The organism is Amycolatopsis sp. NPDC051128 (assembly GCF_040682715.1).
Classification (GTDB): Bacteria; Actinomycetota; Actinomycetes; order Mycobacteriales; family Pseudonocardiaceae; genus Amycolatopsis.
Genome location: NZ_JBFBBN010000028.1, coordinates 84,189 through 105,144 on the forward strand (window position 1 = coordinate 84,189; position 20,956 = coordinate 105,144).

General features: G+C 71.3%; 26 protein-coding genes and 2 pseudogenes. 10 read left to right on the top strand and 18 right to left on the bottom strand.

Annotated features, from left to right (window positions below; all coding sequences use genetic code 11):
* Window positions 1–81: 81 nt before the first annotated feature.
* From AB0M82_RS26445 to AB0M82_RS26460, 4 genes and pseudogenes are all read right to left on the bottom strand, one after another.
* Window positions 82–567, bottom strand: a complete 486-nt coding sequence (locus tag AB0M82_RS26445; RefSeq protein ID WP_364727086.1) for a transposase — start codon at window positions 565–567, stop codon at window positions 82–84.
* Window positions 557–601: pseudogene (locus AB0M82_RS26450) on the bottom strand (hypothetical protein); the annotation flags it as partial. The gene AB0M82_RS26445 and the pseudogene AB0M82_RS26450, both read right to left, overlap by 11 nt.
* A gap of 140 nt (window positions 602–741) precedes the next feature.
* The gene (locus tag AB0M82_RS26455; protein WP_364727024.1) at window positions 742–1,554 is read right to left on the bottom strand and encodes a carbon-nitrogen hydrolase family protein; all 813 of its coding nucleotides are present in this window, start codon (window positions 1,552–1,554) and stop codon (window positions 742–744) included.
* On the bottom strand, window positions 1,551–2,339 hold the full coding sequence (locus AB0M82_RS26460) for a DUF1295 domain-containing protein (RefSeq protein ID WP_364727026.1): 789 nt from the start codon (window positions 2,337–2,339) through the stop codon (window positions 1,551–1,553). The genes AB0M82_RS26455 and AB0M82_RS26460 overlap by 4 nt, the downstream gene beginning before the upstream one ends.
* Window positions 2,340–2,369: 30 nt before the next feature.
* Here AB0M82_RS26460 and AB0M82_RS26465 point away from each other — a divergent pair, with 30 nt between their 5' ends.
* Entirely contained in the window at window positions 2,370–3,590 is a 1,221-nt protein-coding gene (locus tag AB0M82_RS26465) for a threonine synthase (protein WP_364727028.1), read from the top strand.
* Here AB0M82_RS26465 and AB0M82_RS26470 read toward each other — a convergent pair.
* A complete protein-coding gene (locus tag AB0M82_RS26470) occupies window positions 3,587–3,940 on the bottom strand; it encodes an arsenate reductase family protein (RefSeq protein ID WP_364727030.1) in 354 nt (117 codons plus the stop codon). The genes AB0M82_RS26465 and AB0M82_RS26470 overlap by 4 nt on opposite strands.
* Window positions 3,941–3,993: 53 nt before the next feature.
* Here AB0M82_RS26470 and AB0M82_RS26475 point away from each other — a divergent pair, with 53 nt between their 5' ends.
* Window positions 3,994–4,593: a helix-turn-helix domain-containing protein gene (locus tag AB0M82_RS26475; RefSeq protein WP_364727031.1), complete on the top strand. Its 600-nt coding sequence runs from the start codon at window positions 3,994–3,996 to the stop codon at window positions 4,591–4,593.
* Complete coding sequence (locus tag AB0M82_RS26480; RefSeq protein ID WP_364727033.1) at window positions 4,590–5,219, top strand: enoyl-CoA hydratase/isomerase family protein; 630 nt, start codon at window positions 4,590–4,592, stop codon at window positions 5,217–5,219. Before AB0M82_RS26475 ends, AB0M82_RS26480 begins: the two co-directional genes overlap by 4 nt.
* A gap of 48 nt (window positions 5,220–5,267) precedes the next feature.
* On the opposite strand, the gene AB0M82_RS26485 is transcribed toward AB0M82_RS26480, so the two are convergent.
* Window positions 5,268–6,512: an RNA polymerase sigma factor gene (locus AB0M82_RS26485; RefSeq protein ID WP_364727034.1), complete on the bottom strand. Its 1,245-nt coding sequence runs from the start codon at window positions 6,510–6,512 to the stop codon at window positions 5,268–5,270.
* Between the two features lie 5 nt (window positions 6,513–6,517).
* Entirely contained in the window at window positions 6,518–6,868 is a 351-nt protein-coding gene (locus AB0M82_RS26490; protein ID WP_364727035.1) for a YciI family protein, read from the bottom strand.
* 103 nt (window positions 6,869–6,971) lie between these two features.
* On the opposite strand from AB0M82_RS26490, the gene AB0M82_RS26495 reads away from it, so the two are divergent.
* From AB0M82_RS26495 to AB0M82_RS26505, 3 genes are read left to right on the top strand one after another with little or no spacing between them, the layout of a single operon-like run.
* Window positions 6,972–7,424, top strand: coding sequence for a hypothetical protein (locus AB0M82_RS26495; RefSeq protein WP_364727036.1), 453 nt, complete (start codon window positions 6,972–6,974; stop codon window positions 7,422–7,424).
* On the top strand, window positions 7,418–7,642 hold the full coding sequence (locus tag AB0M82_RS26500) for a helix-turn-helix transcriptional regulator (protein ID WP_364727037.1): 225 nt from the start codon (window positions 7,418–7,420) through the stop codon (window positions 7,640–7,642). Before AB0M82_RS26495 ends, AB0M82_RS26500 begins: the two co-directional genes overlap by 7 nt.
* Window positions 7,639–8,601, top strand: coding sequence for an NAD(P)-dependent alcohol dehydrogenase (locus tag AB0M82_RS26505; protein ID WP_364727039.1), 963 nt, complete (start codon window positions 7,639–7,641; stop codon window positions 8,599–8,601). The genes AB0M82_RS26500 and AB0M82_RS26505 overlap by 4 nt, the downstream gene beginning before the upstream one ends.
* On the opposite strand, the gene AB0M82_RS26510 is transcribed toward AB0M82_RS26505, so the two are convergent.
* Window positions 8,591–9,478, bottom strand: a complete 888-nt coding sequence (locus AB0M82_RS26510; protein WP_364727040.1) for a M48 family metalloprotease — start codon at window positions 9,476–9,478, stop codon at window positions 8,591–8,593. The two genes, AB0M82_RS26505 and AB0M82_RS26510, sit on opposite strands and share 11 nt — an antisense overlap.
* Before the next feature lie 88 nt (window positions 9,479–9,566).
* On the bottom strand, window positions 9,567–9,938 hold the full coding sequence (locus tag AB0M82_RS26515) for a YciI family protein (protein WP_364727041.1): 372 nt from the start codon (window positions 9,936–9,938) through the stop codon (window positions 9,567–9,569).
* A 171-nt stretch (window positions 9,939–10,109) separates the two neighbouring features.
* On the opposite strand from AB0M82_RS26515, the gene AB0M82_RS26520 reads away from it, so the two are divergent.
* The gene (locus tag AB0M82_RS26520; protein WP_364727042.1) at window positions 10,110–11,192 is read left to right on the top strand and encodes an exo-alpha-sialidase; all 1,083 of its coding nucleotides are present in this window, start codon (window positions 10,110–10,112) and stop codon (window positions 11,190–11,192) included.
* Window positions 11,193–11,194: 2 nt separating this feature from the next.
* Window positions 11,195–11,479, top strand: a complete 285-nt coding sequence (locus AB0M82_RS26525) for a ubiquitin-like small modifier protein 1 (protein WP_364727044.1) — start codon at window positions 11,195–11,197, stop codon at window positions 11,477–11,479.
* Here AB0M82_RS26525 and AB0M82_RS26530 read toward each other — a convergent pair.
* Window positions 11,454–12,821, bottom strand: a complete 1,368-nt coding sequence (locus AB0M82_RS26530) for an MFS transporter (RefSeq protein ID WP_364727046.1) — start codon at window positions 12,819–12,821, stop codon at window positions 11,454–11,456. The two genes, AB0M82_RS26525 and AB0M82_RS26530, sit on opposite strands and share 26 nt — an antisense overlap.
* Window positions 12,822–12,845: 24 nt before the next feature.
* On the opposite strand from AB0M82_RS26530, the gene AB0M82_RS26535 reads away from it, so the two are divergent.
* Entirely contained in the window at window positions 12,846–13,289 is a 444-nt protein-coding gene (locus AB0M82_RS26535) for a MerR family transcriptional regulator (RefSeq protein WP_364727048.1), read from the top strand.
* A 10-nt stretch (window positions 13,290–13,299) separates the two neighbouring features.
* Here AB0M82_RS26535 and AB0M82_RS26540 read toward each other — a convergent pair whose 3' ends face one another.
* Complete coding sequence (locus AB0M82_RS26540; RefSeq protein ID WP_364727049.1) at window positions 13,300–14,409, bottom strand: FAD-dependent monooxygenase; 1,110 nt, start codon at window positions 14,407–14,409, stop codon at window positions 13,300–13,302.
* A 73-nt stretch (window positions 14,410–14,482) separates the two neighbouring features.
* Between AB0M82_RS26540 and AB0M82_RS26545 the strand changes: the two genes are divergently transcribed.
* Window positions 14,483–15,163, top strand: a complete 681-nt coding sequence (locus AB0M82_RS26545) for a TetR/AcrR family transcriptional regulator C-terminal domain-containing protein (RefSeq protein WP_364727051.1) — start codon at window positions 14,483–14,485, stop codon at window positions 15,161–15,163.
* A 30-nt stretch (window positions 15,164–15,193) separates the two neighbouring features.
* On the opposite strand, the gene AB0M82_RS26550 is transcribed toward AB0M82_RS26545, so the two are convergent.
* The 7 genes and pseudogenes from AB0M82_RS26550 to AB0M82_RS26580 form a co-directional block, all read right to left on the bottom strand.
* On the bottom strand, window positions 15,194–15,697 hold the full coding sequence (locus AB0M82_RS26550; protein WP_364727052.1) for a YcxB family protein: 504 nt from the start codon (window positions 15,695–15,697) through the stop codon (window positions 15,194–15,196).
* Between the two features lie 66 nt (window positions 15,698–15,763).
* The gene (locus AB0M82_RS26555) at window positions 15,764–17,014 is read right to left on the bottom strand and encodes an MFS transporter (protein ID WP_364727054.1); all 1,251 of its coding nucleotides are present in this window, start codon (window positions 17,012–17,014) and stop codon (window positions 15,764–15,766) included.
* Window positions 17,011–17,637, bottom strand: a complete 627-nt coding sequence (locus tag AB0M82_RS26560; RefSeq protein ID WP_364727056.1) for a DUF5825 family protein — start codon at window positions 17,635–17,637, stop codon at window positions 17,011–17,013. The genes AB0M82_RS26555 and AB0M82_RS26560 overlap by 4 nt, the downstream gene beginning before the upstream one ends.
* Before the next feature lie 14 nt (window positions 17,638–17,651).
* On the bottom strand, window positions 17,652–19,499 hold the full coding sequence (locus tag AB0M82_RS26565) for a RiPP maturation radical SAM C-methyltransferase (protein ID WP_364727057.1): 1,848 nt from the start codon (window positions 19,497–19,499) through the stop codon (window positions 17,652–17,654).
* A 60-nt stretch (window positions 19,500–19,559) separates the two neighbouring features.
* The gene (locus tag AB0M82_RS26570; protein WP_364727059.1) at window positions 19,560–19,784 is read right to left on the bottom strand and encodes a hypothetical protein; all 225 of its coding nucleotides are present in this window, start codon (window positions 19,782–19,784) and stop codon (window positions 19,560–19,562) included.
* Window positions 19,785–20,056: 272 nt separating this feature from the next.
* Window positions 20,057–20,323 carry a hypothetical protein gene (locus tag AB0M82_RS26575; RefSeq protein ID WP_364727060.1) on the bottom strand — a complete coding sequence of 89 codons (267 nt, stop codon included), beginning with the start codon at window positions 20,321–20,323 and terminating at the stop codon, window positions 20,057–20,059.
* 33 nt (window positions 20,324–20,356) lie between these two features.
* A pseudogene (locus tag AB0M82_RS26580) lies at window positions 20,357–20,751 on the bottom strand (23S rRNA (adenine(2503)-C(2))-methyltransferase RlmN); the annotation flags it as partial.
* Between the last annotated feature and the right edge of the window lie 205 nt (window positions 20,752–20,956).

Sequence of the window (20,956 nt, forward strand, 5' to 3'; positions counted from 1 at the left end):
GTTCTTCTGGCACCTCGTCGAGCAGCACCCTGGAGCAAGCTTGAGGGGACCGCGTCGAACTCACCCGAGTCCGCTGACTACCTACAATGGTCGAGACGGTGACCCGCTCGGACGCTTAGGGCCTGTATCGAAGTAGGTCAGAGCCATCGTTGATCGCGGCGCGGTGGCGTTGGAGCCGGTTGATGCCGCACTCCACCGCATGGCGCTGTTTATAGGCCTCGGGGTGAAGGCCGGTGGCCGGCCGCCCTTCGATCCCTTGGCCTTGCGATGCGCGTCCTGGTCTGCCTTGCTCGGAATAGTCGCCTTGATCCCGCGACGGCGCAGGTGAGCCCGGTTGGCCGTGGAAGTATGGGTCTTGTCCGCCAACACGTGATCCGGACGGGTCCGTGGCCGACCACCTCCCAGCCTCGGCGCCCGTATCCCGCTCAGGACGGGGATGAACTGTGGGCTGTCCCCGAGCTGCCCGGCGGTCAGCACGATCGGCAACAGCTTCTGCCCCTGCTCGCACCCCCAGATAAGCCGCAGCCCAAGGCCCGTACAACGCCGGCATGTCCCGCCACGGCGCACCGGTCCGGACACGCCATCGGATCCCGTCGATCACTGCCGCCTACTCCACGACGGCGGCCGACCCGACCGCGGCGGGGCAGGCAGCAACGGCTCCAACACCGCCCACTGAGCGGCGGTCCAGCCTGGCCAGTAGTCGCCCGCAGCCCGCGGGGCCATGACAAAAGCCCGTTGTCGTCACCGCAGGAAGGTGACGCCGTCCTGGGGCCGCTCGTCCACCGTCAGCGCGAAGACATCCGGTCGCGCGTAGTGCCCCGAGACGTCGAGACTGTGGCGTGCGGCGACGACGTCCTCGAGGTCGATCGTCGCCGTGAGCAAGCCCTCCGAGCCGTGCAGCGGGCCGGCCAGGACGTCGCCCAGCGGGCCGACGATCACGCTGCCGCCCCGGAACGGGTCGTCGCCCGAGGTCTCATATGGGCACGCCGAGATCACGAAACACCGTCCCTCGTTCGCGATGTGGCGCATCGACGCCTGCCAGACGTCGCGGTCGTCCACTGTCGGGGCGCACCAGATCTCCACGCCCTTCGCGTACATCGCCGCGCGCAGCAGCGGCATGTGGTTCTCCCAGCAGATCGCCGCCCCGGCGAGGCCCGCCGCCGTCGGGACCACCGGGAGCGTCGAGCCGTCGCCGCGGCCCCAGACCAGGCGTTCCCGCGCGGTCGGCACCAGCTTCCGGTGTTTGGCGACCAATCCCAGCACAGGGTCCAGGAACACCACCGTGCTGTACAGCGTCGAGCCGTCGCGCTCGATGACGCCGGCGACCAGGCTCGCCCCGGTCCGCGCCGAGAGCCCGGCCAGCGCCGTCACCTCGGGCCCCGGCACGGTCACCGACGAACGGAAGTACCGGACGAACGGCTCCCCGCGCGGATACCCGCCGAGGACGGCCTCGGGCAGCACCACCAATGCGGCGCCGCGGATCTCGTCCTCGAAAGCGAGGATCCGTTCCAGCGGAACACCCGTGGCGATCTGCAGGGCGGCGACCACGGTCACCCTCGCACCGCCCTCGGCCACCACGGCACCACCGCGGACGTCCGCCGCTGGTAGTCCGCGTACTCCGGGTAGCGCCCCTTGCTGATGCTCTCGGTGAACCGCGTCGACCCGACGAACAGCAGGGTGAGCAGGACCGCGCCGACGACGGTCCACTGCGGACCGCCCGCGACGACGCCGAACGCCGCCACCGCCCACCACTGCGCTTGCTCGAAGAAGAAGTTCGGGTGTCGCGAGTAGCGGAACAGCCCGGTCTGGAGGAACCGGGCCGGGGCCCGGCCCGCGTGCTTCTCCCGGTGGAACGCCCACTGCTGCTGGTCGGCGACCGTCTCCCCGGCGAGGAACGCGGCGAAGACCACCGCGACCACGACATCCGCGGCACCGAATGAGCCTTGGTGCTCCAACGCGGTGTACGCGGGCAGCGTGATCAGCAACAGGATCGCGTTCTGGTAGAGCGAGATGAAGAAGAAGTTGAACAGCTGGAACTGCCACGGCGCCATCCGCTCGCGCAGCACCGCCCACCGGTAGTCCTCGCCGCCGCGGGCGTAGCCGCCCTTCCTGGCGAAGTTGAACGTCAGCCGGACGCCCCACAAGGTGACCAGCGCGAACAGCACGTCCAGCCGGGCGTCGGCGAACCCGGCCGCGCCGGCGAAGATCCCCACGTAGGCGATCGGGACCAGCGACCAGATCCGGTCGACCCAGGAGTACTCCCTGGTCAGCACCGACAGCAGCCAGGTACCGAGCGTCACCCCGGCGAAGACGTACAGGCAGACCCGCAGCGCGTCCATGCCGTCACAATAGGACCTACGATCGCTGTCATGCGCGTGTCGCCGTATTCGTTCCTCAGCCACCTCGAATGCTCCCGGACCGGCGAGCGCCTCGACGCCGACGTCGTCCAGGGTCTCTCCCCGGCCGGTGCGCCGCTGCTCGCGCGGTACGACCTCGCCGGCGTCCGCGAAGCCGTGACACCGAAGGAGATCGCCGGGCGGGAGCCGACGCTGTGGCGCTACCACGAGGTGCTGCCGGTGCGGTCGCCCGAACACGTCGTGAGCCTCGGTGAGGGCATGACGCCGTTGCTGCGGCTGCCGCGCTACGGCCGTGAACTCGGGCTTTCCCGGCTGTGGATGAAGGACGAGGGCCTGGTCCCGACCGGCACCTTCAAGGCGCGGGGCGCCGCGGTCGGCGTCTCCCGCGCGGCCGAGCTCGGCGTGCGCGGGATCGGCATGCCGACGAACGGCAACGCCGGCGCGGCATGGGCGTTGTACGCGGCCCGGGCCGGACTCACGAGCCTGATCGCGATGCCGGACGACGCGCCGCCGATCACCATGCGCGAGTGCGTCGCCGCCGGCGCCGAGCTGTACCGCGTGGACGGCCTGATCGGCGACGCGGGCAAGCTCGTCGCGGCGGCGGTGCAGCGCCGCGAAGGCGTCCAGGACGTCTCGACGCTGAAGGAGCCATACCGCATCGAAGGCAAGAAGACGATGGGATACGAGATCGCCGAACAGTTCGGCTGGCGGCTGCCCGATGTCATCCTCTACCCCACCGGCGGCGGGGTCGGCATCATCGGCATCTACAAGGCCCTGCTCGAACTGCGTGAGCTGGGCTGGGTTTCCGGCGCCCTGCCACGGCTGGTGGCGGTGCAGGCGACCGGGTGCGCGCCGATCGTCACGGCGTTCGAGCGCGGCGCCCGCGAAAGCGCACCGGTCGCCGACGCGCACACCGTCGCCTTCGGCATCACCGTGCCGAAGGCCCTGGGCGACTTCCTGGTCCTCGACGCCGTGTACGCCACCGGCGGCACCGCGGTCGCCGTCACCGACGAGGAACTCATTGCGGCGCAACGGGAACTCACCGAACGCGAAGGCACCTTCGTCTGTCCGGAAGGCGGCGCGTGCTTCGCCGCGTTGAGGCATCTTCGCGAGTCGGGGTGGCTCGAAGGCGACGAAGACGTCGTCGTGCTCAACACCGGCGCCGGGCTCAAGTACCCGGAGACGGTGCCGCTCGACGTCCCGCTGCTCGCGAAGACCGACGCGATCCCCTAGAGGACCGACCGCACCGTTTCGGGGTCGCGGGCGACGACCGTGGTGCCGTCGTCGGCCGTGATGATCGGGCGCTGGATCAGCTTCGGGTGCTCGGCCAGCGCCGCGATCCAGCGAGCCCGGTCGGCCGGGGCGCGACCCCACGCCTTGACGCCCAGTTCCTTCGCGATCGGCTCGGCGGTGCGCGTGATGTCCCACGGCTCGAGACCGAGGCGCTTCAGCACGTCTTTCAGCTCCGCCGCCGTCGGCGGGTCCTCGAGGTAGCGGCGCACGGTGTACTCCGCGCCCGCTTCGTCCAGCATCGACACCGCGGACCGGCACTTCGCGCACGCCGGGTTGATCCAGATCTCCACAGCGGCAGCTTACCGCCATGGTTTTGGAGCATTCGTTCTGTTACTGTCGCGGCATGCCCCGCCCCCGCGTTCACGACCTCGACGCGCTCCTCGACGTCGCCGAGCGGCTCGTCGCCGAGTCCGGCGCCGGGAACGTCACGGTGCGCGGGCTGGCCGCGGCCGCGGGCGTGCCGAACGGCACGATCTACCACGCCTTCGGCTCGCTCAGCGCACTGCTGGCCCGGGTCTGGCTGCGCGCGGCGACGGCGTTCCTCGACCTGCAGACCGAGCTGGTGGACCAGGCGCCGGACGCCGTGGACGCCGTGGTGGCGGCGGCCGGCACGCCCGCGGTGTTCGCGACCCGCCGTCCCGCCGCGGCGCGGATGCTGCTCACGGTGAAGGCCGACCGGCTCTTCGGCCCCGAGCTGCCCGACGAGCTGGCCGACGCCCTGCACGCGCTGGACAAACGCCTGGTCGCGCTGCTCGTCCGGCTCGCGCGCCTGCTGTGGGACCGCGGGGACGGCCTGGCCGTCGAGGTCGTCACCACCTGCGTCGTCGACCTGCCGACCGCCCTGTTCCGGCGGGACATCACCGACCCCCTGGTACGGGAAAGGCTCGCCGCCGCCGTGCGGGCCGTGCTGACCGTGCCCCCTCGAGAGAAGGACCGACCGTGACCGACCCCGTTTCCGTGCTGCGCCTGGGTGACGACGAAAACCGGTTCTCGCCGGACTGGCTGCAACGGGTGCATTCCTTTTTGGACGGTGTCGAGGGCGCGCTGGTGACGACCGGCGGCGGCAGGTTCTATTCGAACGGCCTCGACCTCGAATGGCTGACGGCGCACAGCGACCAGGCATCCCAGTACGTCGCCGACGTGCAGGAGCTGTTCGCGCGGGTGCTGACCTTGCCGGTGCCGACGGTGGCGGCGGTCAACGGCCACGCCTTCGGCGCGGGCGCGATGCTCGCCATGGCGCACGACTTCCGCGTGATGCGCGCCGACCGGGGGTTCTTCTGCTTCCCGGAAGCCGACATCAACATCCCGTTCACCCCCGGGATGGCGGCCCTGATCCAGGGCAAGCTGACGCCGTCGGCGGCGATCGCGTCGATGACGACGGGACGGCGCTTCGGCGGTGCGGAAGCGCTCGAAACCGGTCTGGTGGACGAGATCGCGGCCGAGGGCGAGGTCGTGAAGGTGGCGAGCGAGCGGGTGCGGGCCCTGGCGGGCAAGGACCGCGGCATCCTGGGCACGATCAAGGCGACGATGTTCGCCCCGGCGGTGACAGCTCTGCGCACCCCGGCTTGAAAGCCGTGAATGTCGCATTGAGGGACTCAGAGTCTCTCAATGCGACATTCACGGACTTGCGATCTCGGCGAGGCGGCGGCGCAGGTGCTCGCGTTCCGGCTCGGTTCCGGCCAGCGCCAGCGCTTCCCCGTAAGCCTCAGCCGCTTCGGAGTGACGGCCGAGGCGGCTGAGCAGGTCGCCCCGAGCCGCCGGGAACGGGCTGTACTCCCGCAGGCGGGGTTCGTCCGCCAAGGCGTCGAGGAGTGAAAGGCCCGCCGCCGGGCCGTCGCGCATCGCCACCGCGACGGCGCGGTTCAGCTCCACCACCGGCGACGGCGCCAGCCCGCGCAGCACGTCGTAGAGCGCCACGATCTGCGGCCAGTCCGTGCTCGCCACGTCCGGCGCCTCGTCGTGGAGCGCGGCGATCGCGGCCTGGACGCCGTACAGCCCGGGCGGGCCCGCGCGCAAAGCGACCTCGACCAGCGCGGCCCCCTCCTCGATCATCGCGCGGTCCCAGCGGCCGCGGTCCTGGTCGTCGAGCAGCACCAGGTCGCCGTCCGAGCCCGTGCGGGCGTCCCGGCGCGCGTGGACCAGCAGCATCAGCGCCAGCAGCCCGGCGACCTCCCGTTCACCGGGCAGCAGCCGGCGCAGGATCCTGGCCAGCCGGATCGCCTCCTCCGCCAGGTCGAGCCGCTGCAGGTCCGGCCCCGAACTCGCCGCGTACCCCTCGGTGAAGATCGAGTAGACGACCTGGAGCACGCCCGGCAGCCGCCCGGGCAGCTCGTCCGCGTCCGGCACCCGGAACGGGATCCGCAGCGTGCGGATCCGGTTCTTCGCCCGCACGATCCGCTTGCCCATCGTCGCGCTCGGCACCAGGAACGCGCGCGCCACCTCCGGCGTGGTCAGCCCGGCGAGGCAGCGCAGCGTCAGCGCCGTGCGGTCCTCGGCGGGCAACGCCGGGTGGGCACAGGTGAAGAACAGCTGGAGCCGCTCGTCCGGCAGGTCGCCGCCGGTGGCGGACGGCGGGGCGGGCGCCCGCTCGGCCTCGACCTGCAGCACCGCGAGCCGGGCCGCGTAGGCCTGGTCGCGCCGCAGCCGGTCGACGGCCTTGCGCCGCGCCGTCGTCATCAGCCAAGCGCCCGGCTTCGGCGGCACGCCGTCCGCCGGCCAGTGCACCAGCGCGGCTTCGATCGCCTCCGACGTCACCTCTTCGGCCAGGTCGAGATCGCCGAACCGGCGGACGAGCGCGGCGAGCAGCAGCCCGCGCTCCTCCCGGAACACCGCTTCGATCGATGCAGCCGCCCGCCCCGTCACCGCCGTCAGTCCCCGTACGAAGCGAGCGGCCGCACGACGATCGAGCCGCCGCCGCGGGACCCCGGGCAGCGCGCCGCCCAGTCGAGGGCGACGTCGAGATCCGGCACGTCGACGACGAAGTAGCCGCCGAGCACCTCCCGGGACTCGGCGAACGGCCCGTCGGTGACGACCCGCTCGCCGCGCTCGTCGACCCGCACCGTGGTGGCCGTGGTGAAGTCGGCGAGCGCGTTCCCGGAGACGTAGACCCCGGACTCCTTGACGGTCTTGTCGAACAGCTGCCAGTCCTCGGGCGTGCAGCCGCCCATGGCCTCGCCGTCGGCGTCGAGAGCGGCGTTGATCAGCATCAGGTACTTCACGGGGATCCTCCTGTGGCTCGGTTGCCGTACGCGGTGACTACGAACGGCCGGCGCCACCTTGGACACCCTCGCCGAAGATTTTCTCATGTCAAGAAAATTTGACATGATGTCTAGTTTGTTTTACCTTGACGCGGTGACCCACGAAGAGAAGCGAGCTTGGATCCTCGGGATCGCCGCGATAGTGAGCTACGCGGTGTACCTCGTGGTGGTCCTCGGCCGGGCCGGCGAGCGACCGCTGGCCGAAGTCCCCTACGTCGCGGCGCTGCTCTGGACGGTCGGGGCGTCGATCGTCGCGTCGATCGTGCTGAGCATCCTCGCCGCGGTGATCTCGAAGGACAGCGGAAAGGACCAGCGCGACCACGAAATCGGCCGGTTCGGCGAGTACGTCGGCCACTCGTTCGTCGTCATCGGCGCCGTCGCCGCGCTGCTGCTGGCGATGGCGCGGGCGCCGCACTTCTGGATCGCCAACGCCGTCTATCTGGCGTTCACGCTCTCGGCGATCCTCGGGTCGGTCGCCCGGATCTTCGCCTACCGGCGGGGTTTCCAGCCGTGGTGAAACCGACCCGCGTCACCAACTCGCTCCGCGCCCTCCGGTTCGAGCACGGCCGGCTGACCCAGGCCGACCTCGCCGACCGGATCGGCGTCACCCGCCAGACCGTCATCGCCATCGAGCAAGGGCGCTACTCGCCTTCGCTGGAGATGGCCTTCCAGATCGCGCGCGTGTTCGGCGTTCCGCTCGAAGACGTGTTCCATTACCCGGAGGAGACCCCGTGAAAGCCCTCGTCCAAGACCGCTACGGCGACCCCGACGTCCTCGAGCTGCGGGACATCGCCAGACCGGCGCCCGGGGCCGGCGAGGTGGTCGTGCGCGTGCACGCGGCCGGCGTCGACCCGGGCGTCCGGCACCTGGCCACCGGGCAGCCGTACCTGCTGCGCCTGCTGGGGTTCGGCCTGCGCGCACCGAAGACCCCGGTGCGGGGCCTCGACTTCGCGGGCACGGTCGAGGAAACCGGCGACGGCGTCACGAAGTTCCAGGCCGGTGCCGAGGTGTTCGGCACCTGCACCGGCTCGTTCGCCGAGTACGCCATCGCCCGGGAGAACCTGATCGCGGCGAAACCCGCCCGGCTCTCGTTCGAGCAGGCGGCGGCCGTCGCGGTCTCCGGCTGCACCGCGCTGCAGGGCGTGCGCGACGCGGGTCGCGTCCAGCCGGGCCAGACCGTGCTGGTGATCGGCGCGGCGGGCGGCGTCGGATCGTTCGCCGTGCAGCTGGCCAAGGCGTCCGGCGCGGAGGTCACCGCGGTGTGCGGCCCCGGCAAGGCGGACCTGGTCCGCACGCTCGGCGCCGACCACGTCGTCGACTACACACGCGCGGACTTCGCCGAGCGGCAGTACGACCTGGTCCTCGACACGGCGGGCCTGCGCTCGCTGACCCACCTGCGCCGCGCGCTGGCGCCGGGCGGCACGCTCGTGATCGTCGGCGGCGAAGGCGGCAAGTGGCTGGGCGGCGTCCAGCGGGTGCTGCGGGCGGCGCTGCTGAACCCGTTCGTGCGGCACCAGCTGCGGGGACTCGTCTCGACGGTCCGCGGCGCGGACCTCGAGGTGCTGCGAGAAGCGATCGAGGCGGGACGGCTCACTCCGGTGCTCGACCGCACGTACCCGCTCGCCGACGCGGTGACCGCGATCGGCTATGTCCACGAAGGACACTCCGCGGGCAAGGTCGTGCTCACGGTCTGACGCCGAAGTCCTTCAGCCGCTTGACCCGGTCGATGTCGGCCGGGTGGCCGGACAGCAGCCGGTCCCACCACCGCCGCTCGTCCCCGCGGTGCCGCACGATCCACTCCTTGAGGAGCGCGACCAGCTCCGGGCCATATCCCAGTTGCGCCGCCATCCGGTCGGCCCGGTACTCGCCGCGCCGCCTCGACCAGGCGAGGACCGGGCCGAGCAGGGGCGCGAGCAGCAGCCAGGGGTCGAGGAACGCGAGCACGGCGAGGATCCCCAGCCCGAGCAGCGCGGCCACCGGCCGGCCGAACGCACCGAACGCCCGGGCGACGTGGGGCAGCGCGTCGGCGAGCAGGCGCACCAGCCGGGCCAGGACCCGGGCCGGGAGCTCGAGCCACGCGATCAACAGCGAAACCCCCGTGTGCCCGGAAAGGTGGTGGCCCAGCTCGTGCGCCAGGATCGCCTCCAGGCGTGGCGCCTCGAGGTCCAGTGCGGTCCGCGTCACCGCGACCGCCCGGCCGCCCGCGGCGAAGGCGTTCAGCTCCCGGGACCGGTCGACCCACAACCGGTACCGGGAGCTGTCCACGCCCGCCGCCGCGCAGACGGCCTGCCAGCTCGGGGCGAGCTGGTCCCGCTGCCGCGGGGTCGGCCGCTGCACCCCGAACATCGGCGGCAGCAGCAAGTGCTCGAAGGCGGGCACGAAGGTGATCGCGCCGGCCACCACCCAGGCGACCGGAACCACCCAGAGGTACTCGGGCCAGGCCAGCTTCCCGATCAGCGTCAGCACCACCAGGCTGCTGGCAACGCCCGGCAGCGCCAGCACGACGGCCAGCACCGCGGAAAGGTCCGGTCGCGACCGGAGGCGCGGCCGGGCCGGTTCGTCCTCGATCACGTCCACTCCCCCGCGCCTGGTGGCCGACAGCAGCACCACCCTGGCCCGCGACGCGCCCGAGCACAACCGGCGTCGCCACCGGCCGCGGTCACTCCTGCGGCGGCAGGTCGTCGAACTCGACGACCTCGCGCACCTCGACCTCGATCTCGCTGTCGAACAGCTCGACGTAGCTCTTGGCGAACTCGACGGCCTCCGCCCGGTCCGCGGCGTTGATCAGCGCGAACCCGCCGATGACCTCCTTGGCCTCGGCGAACGGCCCGTCGGTGACGCGGATCGCCGCGCCGCGGGGCTTGCGGACCAGCGCGCCCCTCTCCGAGGGGTGGACGCCCTCCGCCGTGATCAGGATGCCCTTGTCCACCGACTCCTGGATGAACGCGCCCATCGTCTTGACGAAGTCGGGGCTGGGGTTCCACGCCTCCGGCTCACGCTCGTCGAGGCGGTGCATCATGAGGAAACGCATGTCTGCTCCCTGGTGTTCTCGGCCGGGGCCCGGTTCACTCCCGGGCGCGGTGACCGGCCTTCATCACCGCGTCGATCAGCCGCACGCGACGCTCGACATTTTTCCCGGGCGGATTTTCCGTGGCAGAGTACTGTCCGTTTGTGACACGGGTCACTTGAGGGAAGGTGTCGGATGTCTGTCCTGCTCGCGATCGGCACGCGCAAGGGTCTGTGGCTGGCGACCAGCACGGACGACCGGACGAGCTGGGAGGTGACCGGGCCTGTTCATCCGATGACCGAGGTGTACGCGGTCGGGATCGACACGCGCCGCGCCGCCCCCCGGCTGCTGGCCGGGGTGACCAGCGAGCACTTCGGGCCGAGCGTGGCCACCAGTGACGACCTCGGCGAGACCTGGGACGAACCGGACCACGCCCCGATCGCGTTCCCGCCGGACACCGGCGAATCCCTCGCCAGAGCGTGGCAGCTCGCGCCCGGCCCGGCGAGCGAGCCGGACGTCGTCTACGCCGGCACCGAGCCGTCGGCCCTGTTCCGCTCCACCGACGGCGGCCGCACCTACGAGCTGGTCCGCGGCCTGTGGGACCACCCCCACCGGGAGCACTGGACGCCCGGGGGCGGCGGCAAGGCGATTCACACCGTGCTCCCGCACCCCACGGAACCGAACCGGATCACCGTGGCGATGTCGACCGGCGGCGTCTACCGGACCGACGACGGCGGCGAGTCGTGGCAGGCGAGCAACACGGGCATCAAGGCGGTCCACGTGCCCGACCCGTTCCCCGAATACGGCCAGTGCGTGCACAAGGTCGCGACGCACGCGGACGCGCCGGACCGGTTCTTCGCGCAGGTCCACCACGGCGTCTACCGCAGCGACGACGGCGGGGCCAGCTGGCAGTCCATCGCCGACGGGCTGCCCAGCGACTTCGGCTTCCCCGTGGTCGTCCACCCGCACCGGCCCGAGGTGATCTACACCTTCCCGCTGGTGGCCGACGCCATGCGGTTCCCGCCGGAGGGCCGGTGCCGGGTGTACCGCAGCGAGGACGCCGGGAAGTCGTGGGAGGCCGTTGGCCCCGGCCTGCCGGACGGGTACTGGGCCGGGGTGATGCGCGACGCGATGTGCGCCGACGACGCCGAACCGGCCGGGGTGTACTTCGGCTCGCGGGCCGGCGACGTCTACGCCAGCCGGGACGAGGGCGACAGCTGGCAGCTCGTCGCGGCGCACCTGCCCGACGTGCTGTGCGTCCGCGCCGCGACGGTGTGACCGTGCGGATCACCGTGCTGCTGCCCGGGACGCTGCGGGACAAGGCCGGCGGCGAGTCCCGGCTGGACGTCGAAGTCGGCGAGCCTGCCACGCTCGGCGCGGTGCTCGACGTGCTCGCCGAGCGCTACCCGGCGCTGGAACGGCGGCTGCGCGACGAGCAGGCGGGGCTGCGCCGGTACGTCAACTTCTACGTCGACGGCGAGGAGTGCCGCCGCCGCGACGGCACCGCGACGGTGCTCCGCGACGCCGCCGAAGTGCAGATCATCCCGTCGGTCGCGGGAGGCTGAGCTCCTCGGACAGTGCCGTGGCCCGGCGTCCGGTGCCGGCCAGGGCGAGGGCGAGCAACCCGGCACCGAGCCCGGCGACCAGCCACCACACCTCGTGGGCGGTGCCGGCGATCGCGACACCCAACGTGGTGCCGGTCTGCCGGCCGGTGGACACCAGCGAGGCGGCCACCCCCGCCATCGAACCCGGCATCCCGGAGACGGCGGCGTTGGTGATCGGCGGATTGACCGTGCCGAGGAAGACGCCGAACAGCGCGAAGGTCGCGAGCACCACGGGCAGCGGCGTCGCCGGGCCGAGCCACGCCGCCGCGACGCCGCCCGCCGCGAGCGCGACCCCGGCGACGACCAGTGGCAGCCGCGGGCCCCGCGTGCCGACCAGCCGTCCGGTGTGCGGGGACAGCACGAGGACCAGCAGCCCGACGGGGAACAGGCACAACCCGGCCGCCGGCGGTGTCATCCCGCGGACGTCCTGGAGGTACTGGGTGGCGGCGAACAGGAAGATCCCGAACCCGCACAGGGCGAGCACCGCCATGAGGATCGCCGAGCTGAACGCGATGCCGCGAAACAGGCGCAGCTCGAGCAGCGGGTCGGCCCGGCGCGGTTCGTGGACGAGCAGGCCCGCCACGCCGAGCGCGGCGAGCGTGCACAGGCCGAGGATCGCCGGCGACGTCCAGCCCAGCGCGCGCGACTCGATCAGGGCGTAGACGACGCTGCCGAGCACCACCAGCACGAGGAGTTGCCCGACCGGGTCGAACCGGCGCGCCCGGGCCGCGCGGGACTCGGGCACGAACAGCGAGGTGGCGACGAACGCGACGGCGACGATCGGGACGTTGACCCAGAAAACGGCCCGCCAGCCGAGGCCGTCGACGAGCGCGCCACCGAGGATCGGCCCGATCACCAGCGCGAGCCCGGATATCGAGCCGAAAACGCCGATCGCGCGGGCGCGCTTGGCCGGCACGGGAAAGGTGTTGACGACGATGGCCATCGCGACCGGGTTGAGCATGGTGCCGCCGACGGCCTGCACCGCGCGGGCCGCGATGAGCCAGCCGATGCCGGGAGCCAGGCCGCACAGCAGCGACCCGGCGCCGAAGACGACGAGGCCGCACTGGAAGACGCGCTTGCGGCCGATCCGGTCAGCGGTCGACCCGGCGAGCACGAGGAACCCGGCGAGCACCAGCGTGTAGGCGTCGACCGTCCACTGTAGACCGGAGACGGAGGCGCCCAGGTCACGGCGGATCGACGGCAGGGCGACGGTGACGATGGAAATGTCCATCACCACGACGAGGATGCTGGCGCAGCAGATCGCGAGCACGAGCGCCGGGCGGCGCGAGGTCGGAACATTCATGCGAACGACGCTAGGATTTAGAGCGTGCTCGAAGTCAACCCGATCCCGGCGGAGGGCCTGACCATCGCGGACGCGGCCCGCCGCACCGGGGTCAGCGCGCACACGCTGCGCTACTACGAACGGGCGGGCCTGGTGGTCACGCGGGTCGACCGCACCTCGGGTGGCCGTCGCCGCTACCGGCAGCTGGACCTGGACTGGATCAAGATCTGCACGAAGCTGCGGTCGACCGGCATGCCGATCAAGATGATCCGCCGCTACGCGGAGCTGGTGTCGGCCGGCCAGGGCAACGAGCCGGAGCGGCTGGCGTTGCTGGAGGAGCATCGCCTCGAGGTACTGGCGCGGCTGGCGGAGCTGCGGGAGAACCTGGAGCTGATCGACCGCAAGATCGGGGTGTACCGCGGCCGCCTGGAAGCGGGCGACGCGGACGGCCTGTGGGCGCCGGCCGAACCGCTGCCAGGAAGCGGCTGAAGGCCACCGATCAGCCCGGCTGGAAGAACTCGAGCATTCGCTGGGCGGCGTCCGGCGACATCAGCAGTTCCTTCATGTCCGCGCACATCCGGGCGGCGGCGCTGGTGCGTTCGAACATCTCGCGTTCGTATTCTTCGACGGCGGCCGGGTAGTCGTCCGGGTGCGCGGCCAGCGCGAGAGCGAGCAGAGCGCCGTCGAGCAGCGCCATGTTGGCCCCCTCCCCCGTCGGCGGCATCAGGTGCGCGGCATCGCCGACCAGCGTGACGTCCGGCGCCGACGGCCAGGTCAGGCCGATCGGGAGGGTGGTGATCGACCGCGGCACGACCGTGTCGTCGCAGGCCGCGATCAGCGCGGTGAACCGTGGGTCCCAGCCGTCGAGCAGGTCGATCAGCCGCGCCCGGGCGGCGGCCGGGTCGTCGAACGGGATCCCGCTGGTGGCGAACCAGTCCTCGCCGGTGTTGTAGAAGCTGATGCCGATGCGCACGCGGCCGTCGCCGTTGCGCTGCGCCGCCAGCGATTTTCCGTCGCCGAGCACCCAGTAGTTGCCGCGCCCCACCATCGCCGCGAGGTCCGGGTGGGTGCGGTCGATGTCGGGAATGCCGACCTCGACGACGTTCTGGCCGATGTGCGCCGGCCGGGCGTCCGTGAGCAGGGCACGGACCCGGGAGTTCGCGCCGTCGGCGCCGACCAGCAGGTCGTAGGTCGCGCTGCTGCCGTCGGCGAAGCGCAGCACGCCGTTGCCGGCGGATTCGAACGCGTGCCCCCAGCGCACCGCGTGTTCGGGAAGAGAGTCCAGCAGCAGGTCGCGCAGGTCGGCGCGGTCGACCTCGGGCCGCAGGAGCGGGGCGTCGTCGGGCGTGTCCTCCTGGAGCAGGAGGGTGCCGTCCGACTCCAGAAGCCGCATGTCCTGGCCTTCCCCGCGGGCGATCGCGTGGAACCCTTCGATCAGGCCGGCCTCGCGCAGCGCGCGCTGCCCGGAATGGATGTCGAGCATGCTGCCCTGATCGCGCGCATCGCGCGACGGTTCGCGTTCGTACACGACGGCGTCGATGCCGTTCACGTGCAGCACACGGGCGAGCGCCAGGCCCCCGAGACCGGCTCCGACGATGGCGATGGTCATGGTCGCCCCCTCCTTCGATACACCGTACTGATCAATACACTGTATCGCAGTGATGCGTTGTATTGTCAACGGCATGTTGGTGTGGGAGAGGCCAGAGCCCCCGGAACGGCCCACGCCGGCCCCGCTGAGCCGGGAGCGGATCGTCCGGGCGGCGATCCGGCTGGCCGACGCGGACGGTCTGGACGCGGTGTCGCTGCGCAAGGTCGCCACCGCGCTGGAGGTCGGCCCGATGCGGCTGTACGGCTACATCGACGGCAAGCAGGAGCTGCTCGACCTGATGGTCGACGCCGTCCACGCCGAGATCCGGCCGTCCGGAGACGGCTGGCGGGAGGTGCTGCGGTCACTCGCCGAAGCCACCCGGCACGCCGCTCACGAGCACGAATGGCTCGCCGATCTCCTGGGTGGCCGCCCCCAGCTCGGGCCGAACGCGCTGGCCGGCGGCGAGATCGTGGCGGCCGCACTCGGCGGCGTCGACGTCGACGCCGTCATGCCGGTGGCCGGTGCGGTCAACGCGTACGTGATCGGCGCGGTGCGCCGGGAGATCGCCGAGCGGCGGGCCGAGCGGGCCACCGGACTGGACAAGAAGCGTTGGCAGGCCTTACTGGGGCCGTATCTGGAACGGGCCTTCGCCACCGGCCGGTACCCGGCGCTGGAGACGGTGGTGCGCGACGCCGCCCACCTGAACGCCGACGAGACCTTCCGGATCGGCCTCGACTGCCTGCTCGACGGCATCGAAGCCCGCATCGCGCAGTAGTTCAGCGGCGCGCGGCTTTCCGGGCCTTGGTCAACGACGGTTCCGGGACGGGGACCGGCCGATCGAGGCGGGCAATCTGGTGACGAACGCGGCGAACTCGACCTGCTGCTCCCCGGTCATCGGCGTCTTCGGGATGGTGGTCGCCTGGATCTTGCCGAACATGATGTACCAGACCTCGGGGGTCTCGATGACACGGTCGAGACCGGCCCACCGAAACCGCGTTTCGGCGAGCGGGTAGGCGACCGTGACCCACTCGTCGTCCAGCGTTATGTGGCATCCGTCCTTGATGACGCCGGACTGCATCCGCATCAAGCGGGCCAGCGTGATCGGCGCGATCGCTGTCACGAACAGCAACCCGAGGAGCACCATGGCGTAGGACATCGGGTTCGCAGGGTCCAGCGCCACCAGGGCGATGCCGAGGACGGTCACCACTCCGCCGAGAACGCGGACGGTTTTCAGCTGCGGACGGAGGATGAACCGGAGTGTGCGCCGCAGCCGTTCCTCGTCGTAGGGGACCGTCATCGAGATCTGCACCGCCGCAGCATAGTTAGCCGATCGCGCGGCAATGGCCTTGCCTGTCCTGCCCCCTCCCGCGGGACGTCAAGAGGCCGGGTGTTCGCGGGCGGACCAGGCCGCGGGCACGATCGCGACGAGGATTCCGGCGACGGCGACGGTCAGGGTCGCGCGCGTACCCACTGACTCGGCGAAGACCCCCGCGGCCAGCGCGCCGAGTGGCATGGTTCCCCAGATGAGCACGCGCATGCTCGTGTGGACGCGGCCGCGCAGTGCGTCCGGTGTCAGGTGCTGGCGGCGGGTCATCACGATCACGTTGTAGGTCGTGCCGCCGGCGGCGTGGATGACGATTCCCGTCGCTGCCAGGGCCAGGCCGATCGGGCCCGGCTGGGCGAGCGGGAGCAGCAGGTGGGGTGGCCACGTCAGCACCGGCACCAGCCAGTTGGCGCGAGCCGCCCCGATGCGGCGGGTCCAGCGGCCGGTCGTCGCGGCTCCGATGACGCTGCCCACGCCCGACAGCGCCAGCAGCACGCCCGCACCCGCCGCGTCCAGGTGCAGGTCGTGCGTGAAGAACAGGACTTCCATGGACACGATGCCCGCGGTGAAGAACGCGGCGATGGAACTCGCGACAGCCAGCGAGCGGAGCTGGCTGTGGCGGACGATGTAGTGGAGACCCTCGGCGATCTCGGTGCGCAGCAGCATCTTCCGCCGCGGCGGTATCGGCGGCTCGTCGGCCCGGACGCGCGACACGAGCGCGGCCGAAGCCAGGTAGCCCGCCCCGGTGAGCACCAGCCCGGAGGCGGCACCGATCAAGCGAGTGAGCACGCCACCGATGCCGGGCCCGGCGGCCGCGGCGACCGACAGGGTGATCTGCAGGCGCGCGTAGCCGGTTTCCAGATTCTCCAGCCCGATCACCACCGGCAGGTACGCCTGGTAGGCGGCGTCGAAGAACACGGTCGCGACGCCGACGAGAACAGCCGTGACGAGCAGCTGCCCGAAGTCCAGCACACCGGTCCAGCCCGCGACCGGAAGCCCGAAGAACAGCAGGGCCCGGACGAGGTCGGCGCCGACGAGCACCGCGCGACGGCGGCGGGTCCGGTCGATCCAGGCGCCGGCGGGCAGGCCGATGACCAGGAACGCCACGGTCTCCGCCGCGGTGAGCAGTCCCATCTGCAGTGGAGTGGCGCCGAGGGTGGTCGCGGCGAGCAGGGGCACCAGCGCGGTCGCGGCGGCGGTACCCAGCTGGGAGGCGGCGTCGGCGGTCCACAGGAACCGGAACGCGCGATGCCCGCGCAGTCCGGCCGCCGACGTCGACACCTCCGGCGAGGCGTCGGTCATGGGCGCGGCTTCCCCGCCGGGGCCACCCGGCCGGGTGGCGGACGCCGATCCGCGTGGTAGGGCAGTACGACGGCGTACCGGTCGTCCAACCGCAGGGCGAGCTGGTAGGCCGCCAGCTGGTCGACGAGATCCGCCGCGGCCCCGCCGGCCGGCGGCCGGTCCGTGCCGGCCAGGGTCCGGAACGTGTCGACCCAGCCGGCTTCGACGTGGACGCGATTGAGCGGCCCGCCCGGGCGGGTGTCGTGGATGAGGACGAACCCGGGGCCGTACCGGTAGGTGCAGATGCCCACGTCGTGGGCTTCACGCCAGCGGCGGCCGAGTTCGTTCCGTGGTGGCGGCAGATGGCACACCGCGCGTTCGGGAATGGTGTCCGGCAACGACTCCCGCAAGATCCAGTCCACCGGGACGAACGCCGCCGCGGCGGCGGCGAGCAAGCGCACCATCGTCGCGTCGCGGTGCGCGAATTCGCCGAAGGCGAACGGCTCCGGCAGCCGCAGCCGCTGCGCACGCCCGGCCAGTTCGGCCACGACACGCAGGACGGCGCTGGGATCGGCGTCGGTCCGGCCGAGGTCGAGCTCGACCGTTTCGGGCCACGCTGGGTGCGGAGCGGCCAGGGTACGCATGTGGCTCCTTCTTCTCATGCGGACGGCGTGCGAACCGAAAACGGCAGGTGGGTCTTCCGCGCCACGGTGGGCGAGGTGGCCAGGGTGATCCACAGGGTGCCGTCGGTGAAGACCAGGCCGGCCTCCCCGAGCCGGCGAAGCCAGCGGTCGAAGTCGTCCGGGTCCCATTCGTGGTTCTGATCGGCGAGTACCCGGAGTGGGGCGCGGCCGGTTTCCAGTGCTCGCCAGGCCGCGATTTCACGCGGGTGCTCGAGCACGTGGTCGGCCGGCGCCCAGCCGTGGCGCCGGTCTCGGATCACCACGACGTCGCCGATGGTGCGGGCGATCAGCGCGCTCCCCGCGTAGCCCGCGGTCCACGCGGCCAGCGCGTCGACCAGCGGTGTGACCTCCTCGGCCGTGAGTCCCTGGTCCGGGGTGTCGAAGGAGTAGACGAGCTCGGCGAGCCGCTCCGGGTCGTCGATGTCGTGGACGAGGCGCGACCCCGCCGCCGGGCGACGCTCGGTGAAGCCCTGCCGCGGGTCGTCGAAGTTCGGCGAAAACCGTTGCAGGGCGATACGTGCCGCGCCACTGGGCGGTTGCAGGTGCACCAGGGCGGGCAGCTGGGCCACGACCGCGGCGTAGTCCGCCACGCGTTCGCCCGGAAACCCGTACAACCAGTTCCAGGTGATGTTGAGCCCGGCCGAGGCGCCGTCGCGCAGCATCCGCACGTTGTGTGCCCCGCGGACGCCCTTGCGCATCCGGTGCAGTACGTCGTCGACCAGGCTCTCGATGCCGGGCTGGACGTCCCACACCCCGGCCGCCCGCAGCGCGGCCACGTCCTCGATCCGCGCGTTGGCCTTGATCTCGTAGTGGATGCGCAGGTCGTGGCCGGCGCCGGCCAGCTCCGGCAGCGCCGACCGGTAGTACTCGTTCGGCAGGATGTTGTCGATCGTGGTGACGTCGAGGATCCGGTGCCGGCGCACCAGCTCGAGCACCTCGTCCACAAAGGACTCGGCGGGCTTGGCCCGGTGGGTCATCGCGGTGCCGTTGAGGCCGCAGAAGACGCAGTGGTGTTTCGCGCCCCACCAGCAGCCGCGGGAGGACTCCACGACCAGCTCCGGTTCGACGCGAGCCGCGACAGCAGCGGGAACGGCGGCGAACCAGTCGTCGTAGTCCGGTGTCGTGATCGACGTCGGCGAGACCAGCCGGGACGGGCCCGGACTGACCCGGGTGGCGCCGTCGTCGTCACGCCAGCACAGCTGGGGCACGTCGTCGAGGCCGTCGCGGGTTCCGGTCGCGTGGCATTCGGCGAGGGCCAGCAGCAGTTTCGGAAAGGTCACGTCGGCCTCGCCGCGCAGGACGTAGTCGACGAACGGGTACTCCCGGTGCAGCGCCACGCCCATCGGGCCGTCGGTCGAGTAACCGCCGACCAGGATCCGCACGCCGGGCCGCCGGTCCTTGATCCGCCGGGCCACCGCGAGGCTGGCGATGGTCTGGCTGAAGGTCGCGCTGAAGCCGACCAGTGCCGGTTCGTGGGCGAGAATCGCGTCGGCGGCCTGATCGGCGAATTCGTCCGCGAGCTCACGAACCGCCGCGGCGATGCGGAAGGGCAGGCCGGCGCGGCGGGCCAGATCCCGCATACCCGCATAGCCGAAATCGGGTCCGTTGAGCGCACCCGCGAAGATCCATTCACCGAGCGAATGGTGGAACCCGGTGTCAGCCAATTGCGCGTAGTCGCCCACGGTCAGACCGGCCCGCAGCATCATGTCGGCGAAGACGAGACTGCCATGGTAGGAAACCGGGACCGGAAGCCCCTCCCGTGCGCACGCCGCGCGCAGTACGCCGAGTGCGAGGGAGGGGCGGTGCAGCGAGTGCCACGGCATCGACACCAGGCAGGTACGGGGAACAGGCCCGCGGGGCATCGGAAACGCCTGTTCCGCCGGTCAGTGCGGTTTCGCGGCGGTCGAACCGGCGTCGGCCTTTCCGGCTTCGTTGTACATGGTCACGCCGCGGCCGGTGCCGCCGCGTTCGTCACGCTCGGCCAGTGGCGTCGCGGTGAGCGCGGGACCCCGCGCGACGGAAGACCTGCCGTCGCGATCAGCGCCGGGACGATCATCGGATTGCGCGAGGTTCGTCGCCGTGAGCGGCGTAGCGGGTGAGGATTTCATCTTTACCCCTCGTTTCGATACGAATTCCGAAAACGTGGGGACGCACCGAAGAAATCGGCCGCTGTCCGCCCCGTAGCTACAGGATAATTGCGCAAGCCTCGTCGGTAAAGCGCTTCCTCGACCGAGGACCTCCATGGATAGCAGATCGCAATGATCCGCGATCAAGCCACGGAGCCGGTTCATCGTGGAATTCGTGCCACCGCGCGGTGTCGCACGCCGCGGTGTACTCGACCTTCTACGCGCGCATCAGCACGCGGATCAGCTGAACCAGGTCAGCGGTCAAGCCACGGAGCCAGCAACGCTTCGAGGTCGGCGTCCGACAACGCCCGCGGCCCACCGTGGAACTCGTGCCACCGCGCCGCGTCGCACGCCGCCGTGTACTCCACCTCGTACGCGCGCATCAGCACGTACATGAACGTCACCGAACTGAACCGCTCACCCAGCAACGTCCGCGCCTCGCGGGCGAGGTCCGTCGCACCGGTGAAGTCCGAGAGCTTCAACGATTCCGCAGCCGGGTCGAGCAGGCTGGGGGCATACATCACGACAAACACTCCATCATCGAAACGAACAACTCAGCCTTCGGCCGCGAGCTGACCACAAGCCGCCGCGATCTCCTGGCCCCGAGTATCCCGAACGGTACAGGCAACACCGCCGGCGTTCACCAGCCGCACGAACTCCCGCTCCACCGGCTTCGGCGACGCGTCCCACTTGCTGCCCGGCGTCGGGTTCAACGGGCGTTCACCGGCACCAACGTGTCCCGCAGCTCGTCATCCGGCGTGTGCAACGACACCGCCAGACGCACCTGCATCTTCTCGCCCGCCAGCTTCCGGATCGCCGGCGCCAATCCCACCGTGGACACCGTCACCGAACGCTGACCGATCCCCAAACCACCAGGAGCCGGATCCGTGATCCGCCGCACCGCGGCCACCACCCGCTTGTAGTTGGCGAGCGCCTCACCCATGCCTACTGTCTTACAAACTACCGGCTCATCTGCAGAAACGGTGCAGCGATGACTACCGGATCCAGTCCACGATCATCCAAAGTAGTGAATCGATCACGCGCGAGGGCCCTTGTCAGCCGACGCGCAGCTGAACCCCTCGTACCTACTCTGTGGCCCGCAGAGCAGCCAACAGACGCTGACCATCAGCCTCGTCGGCGTGCAGCGGCGTCGA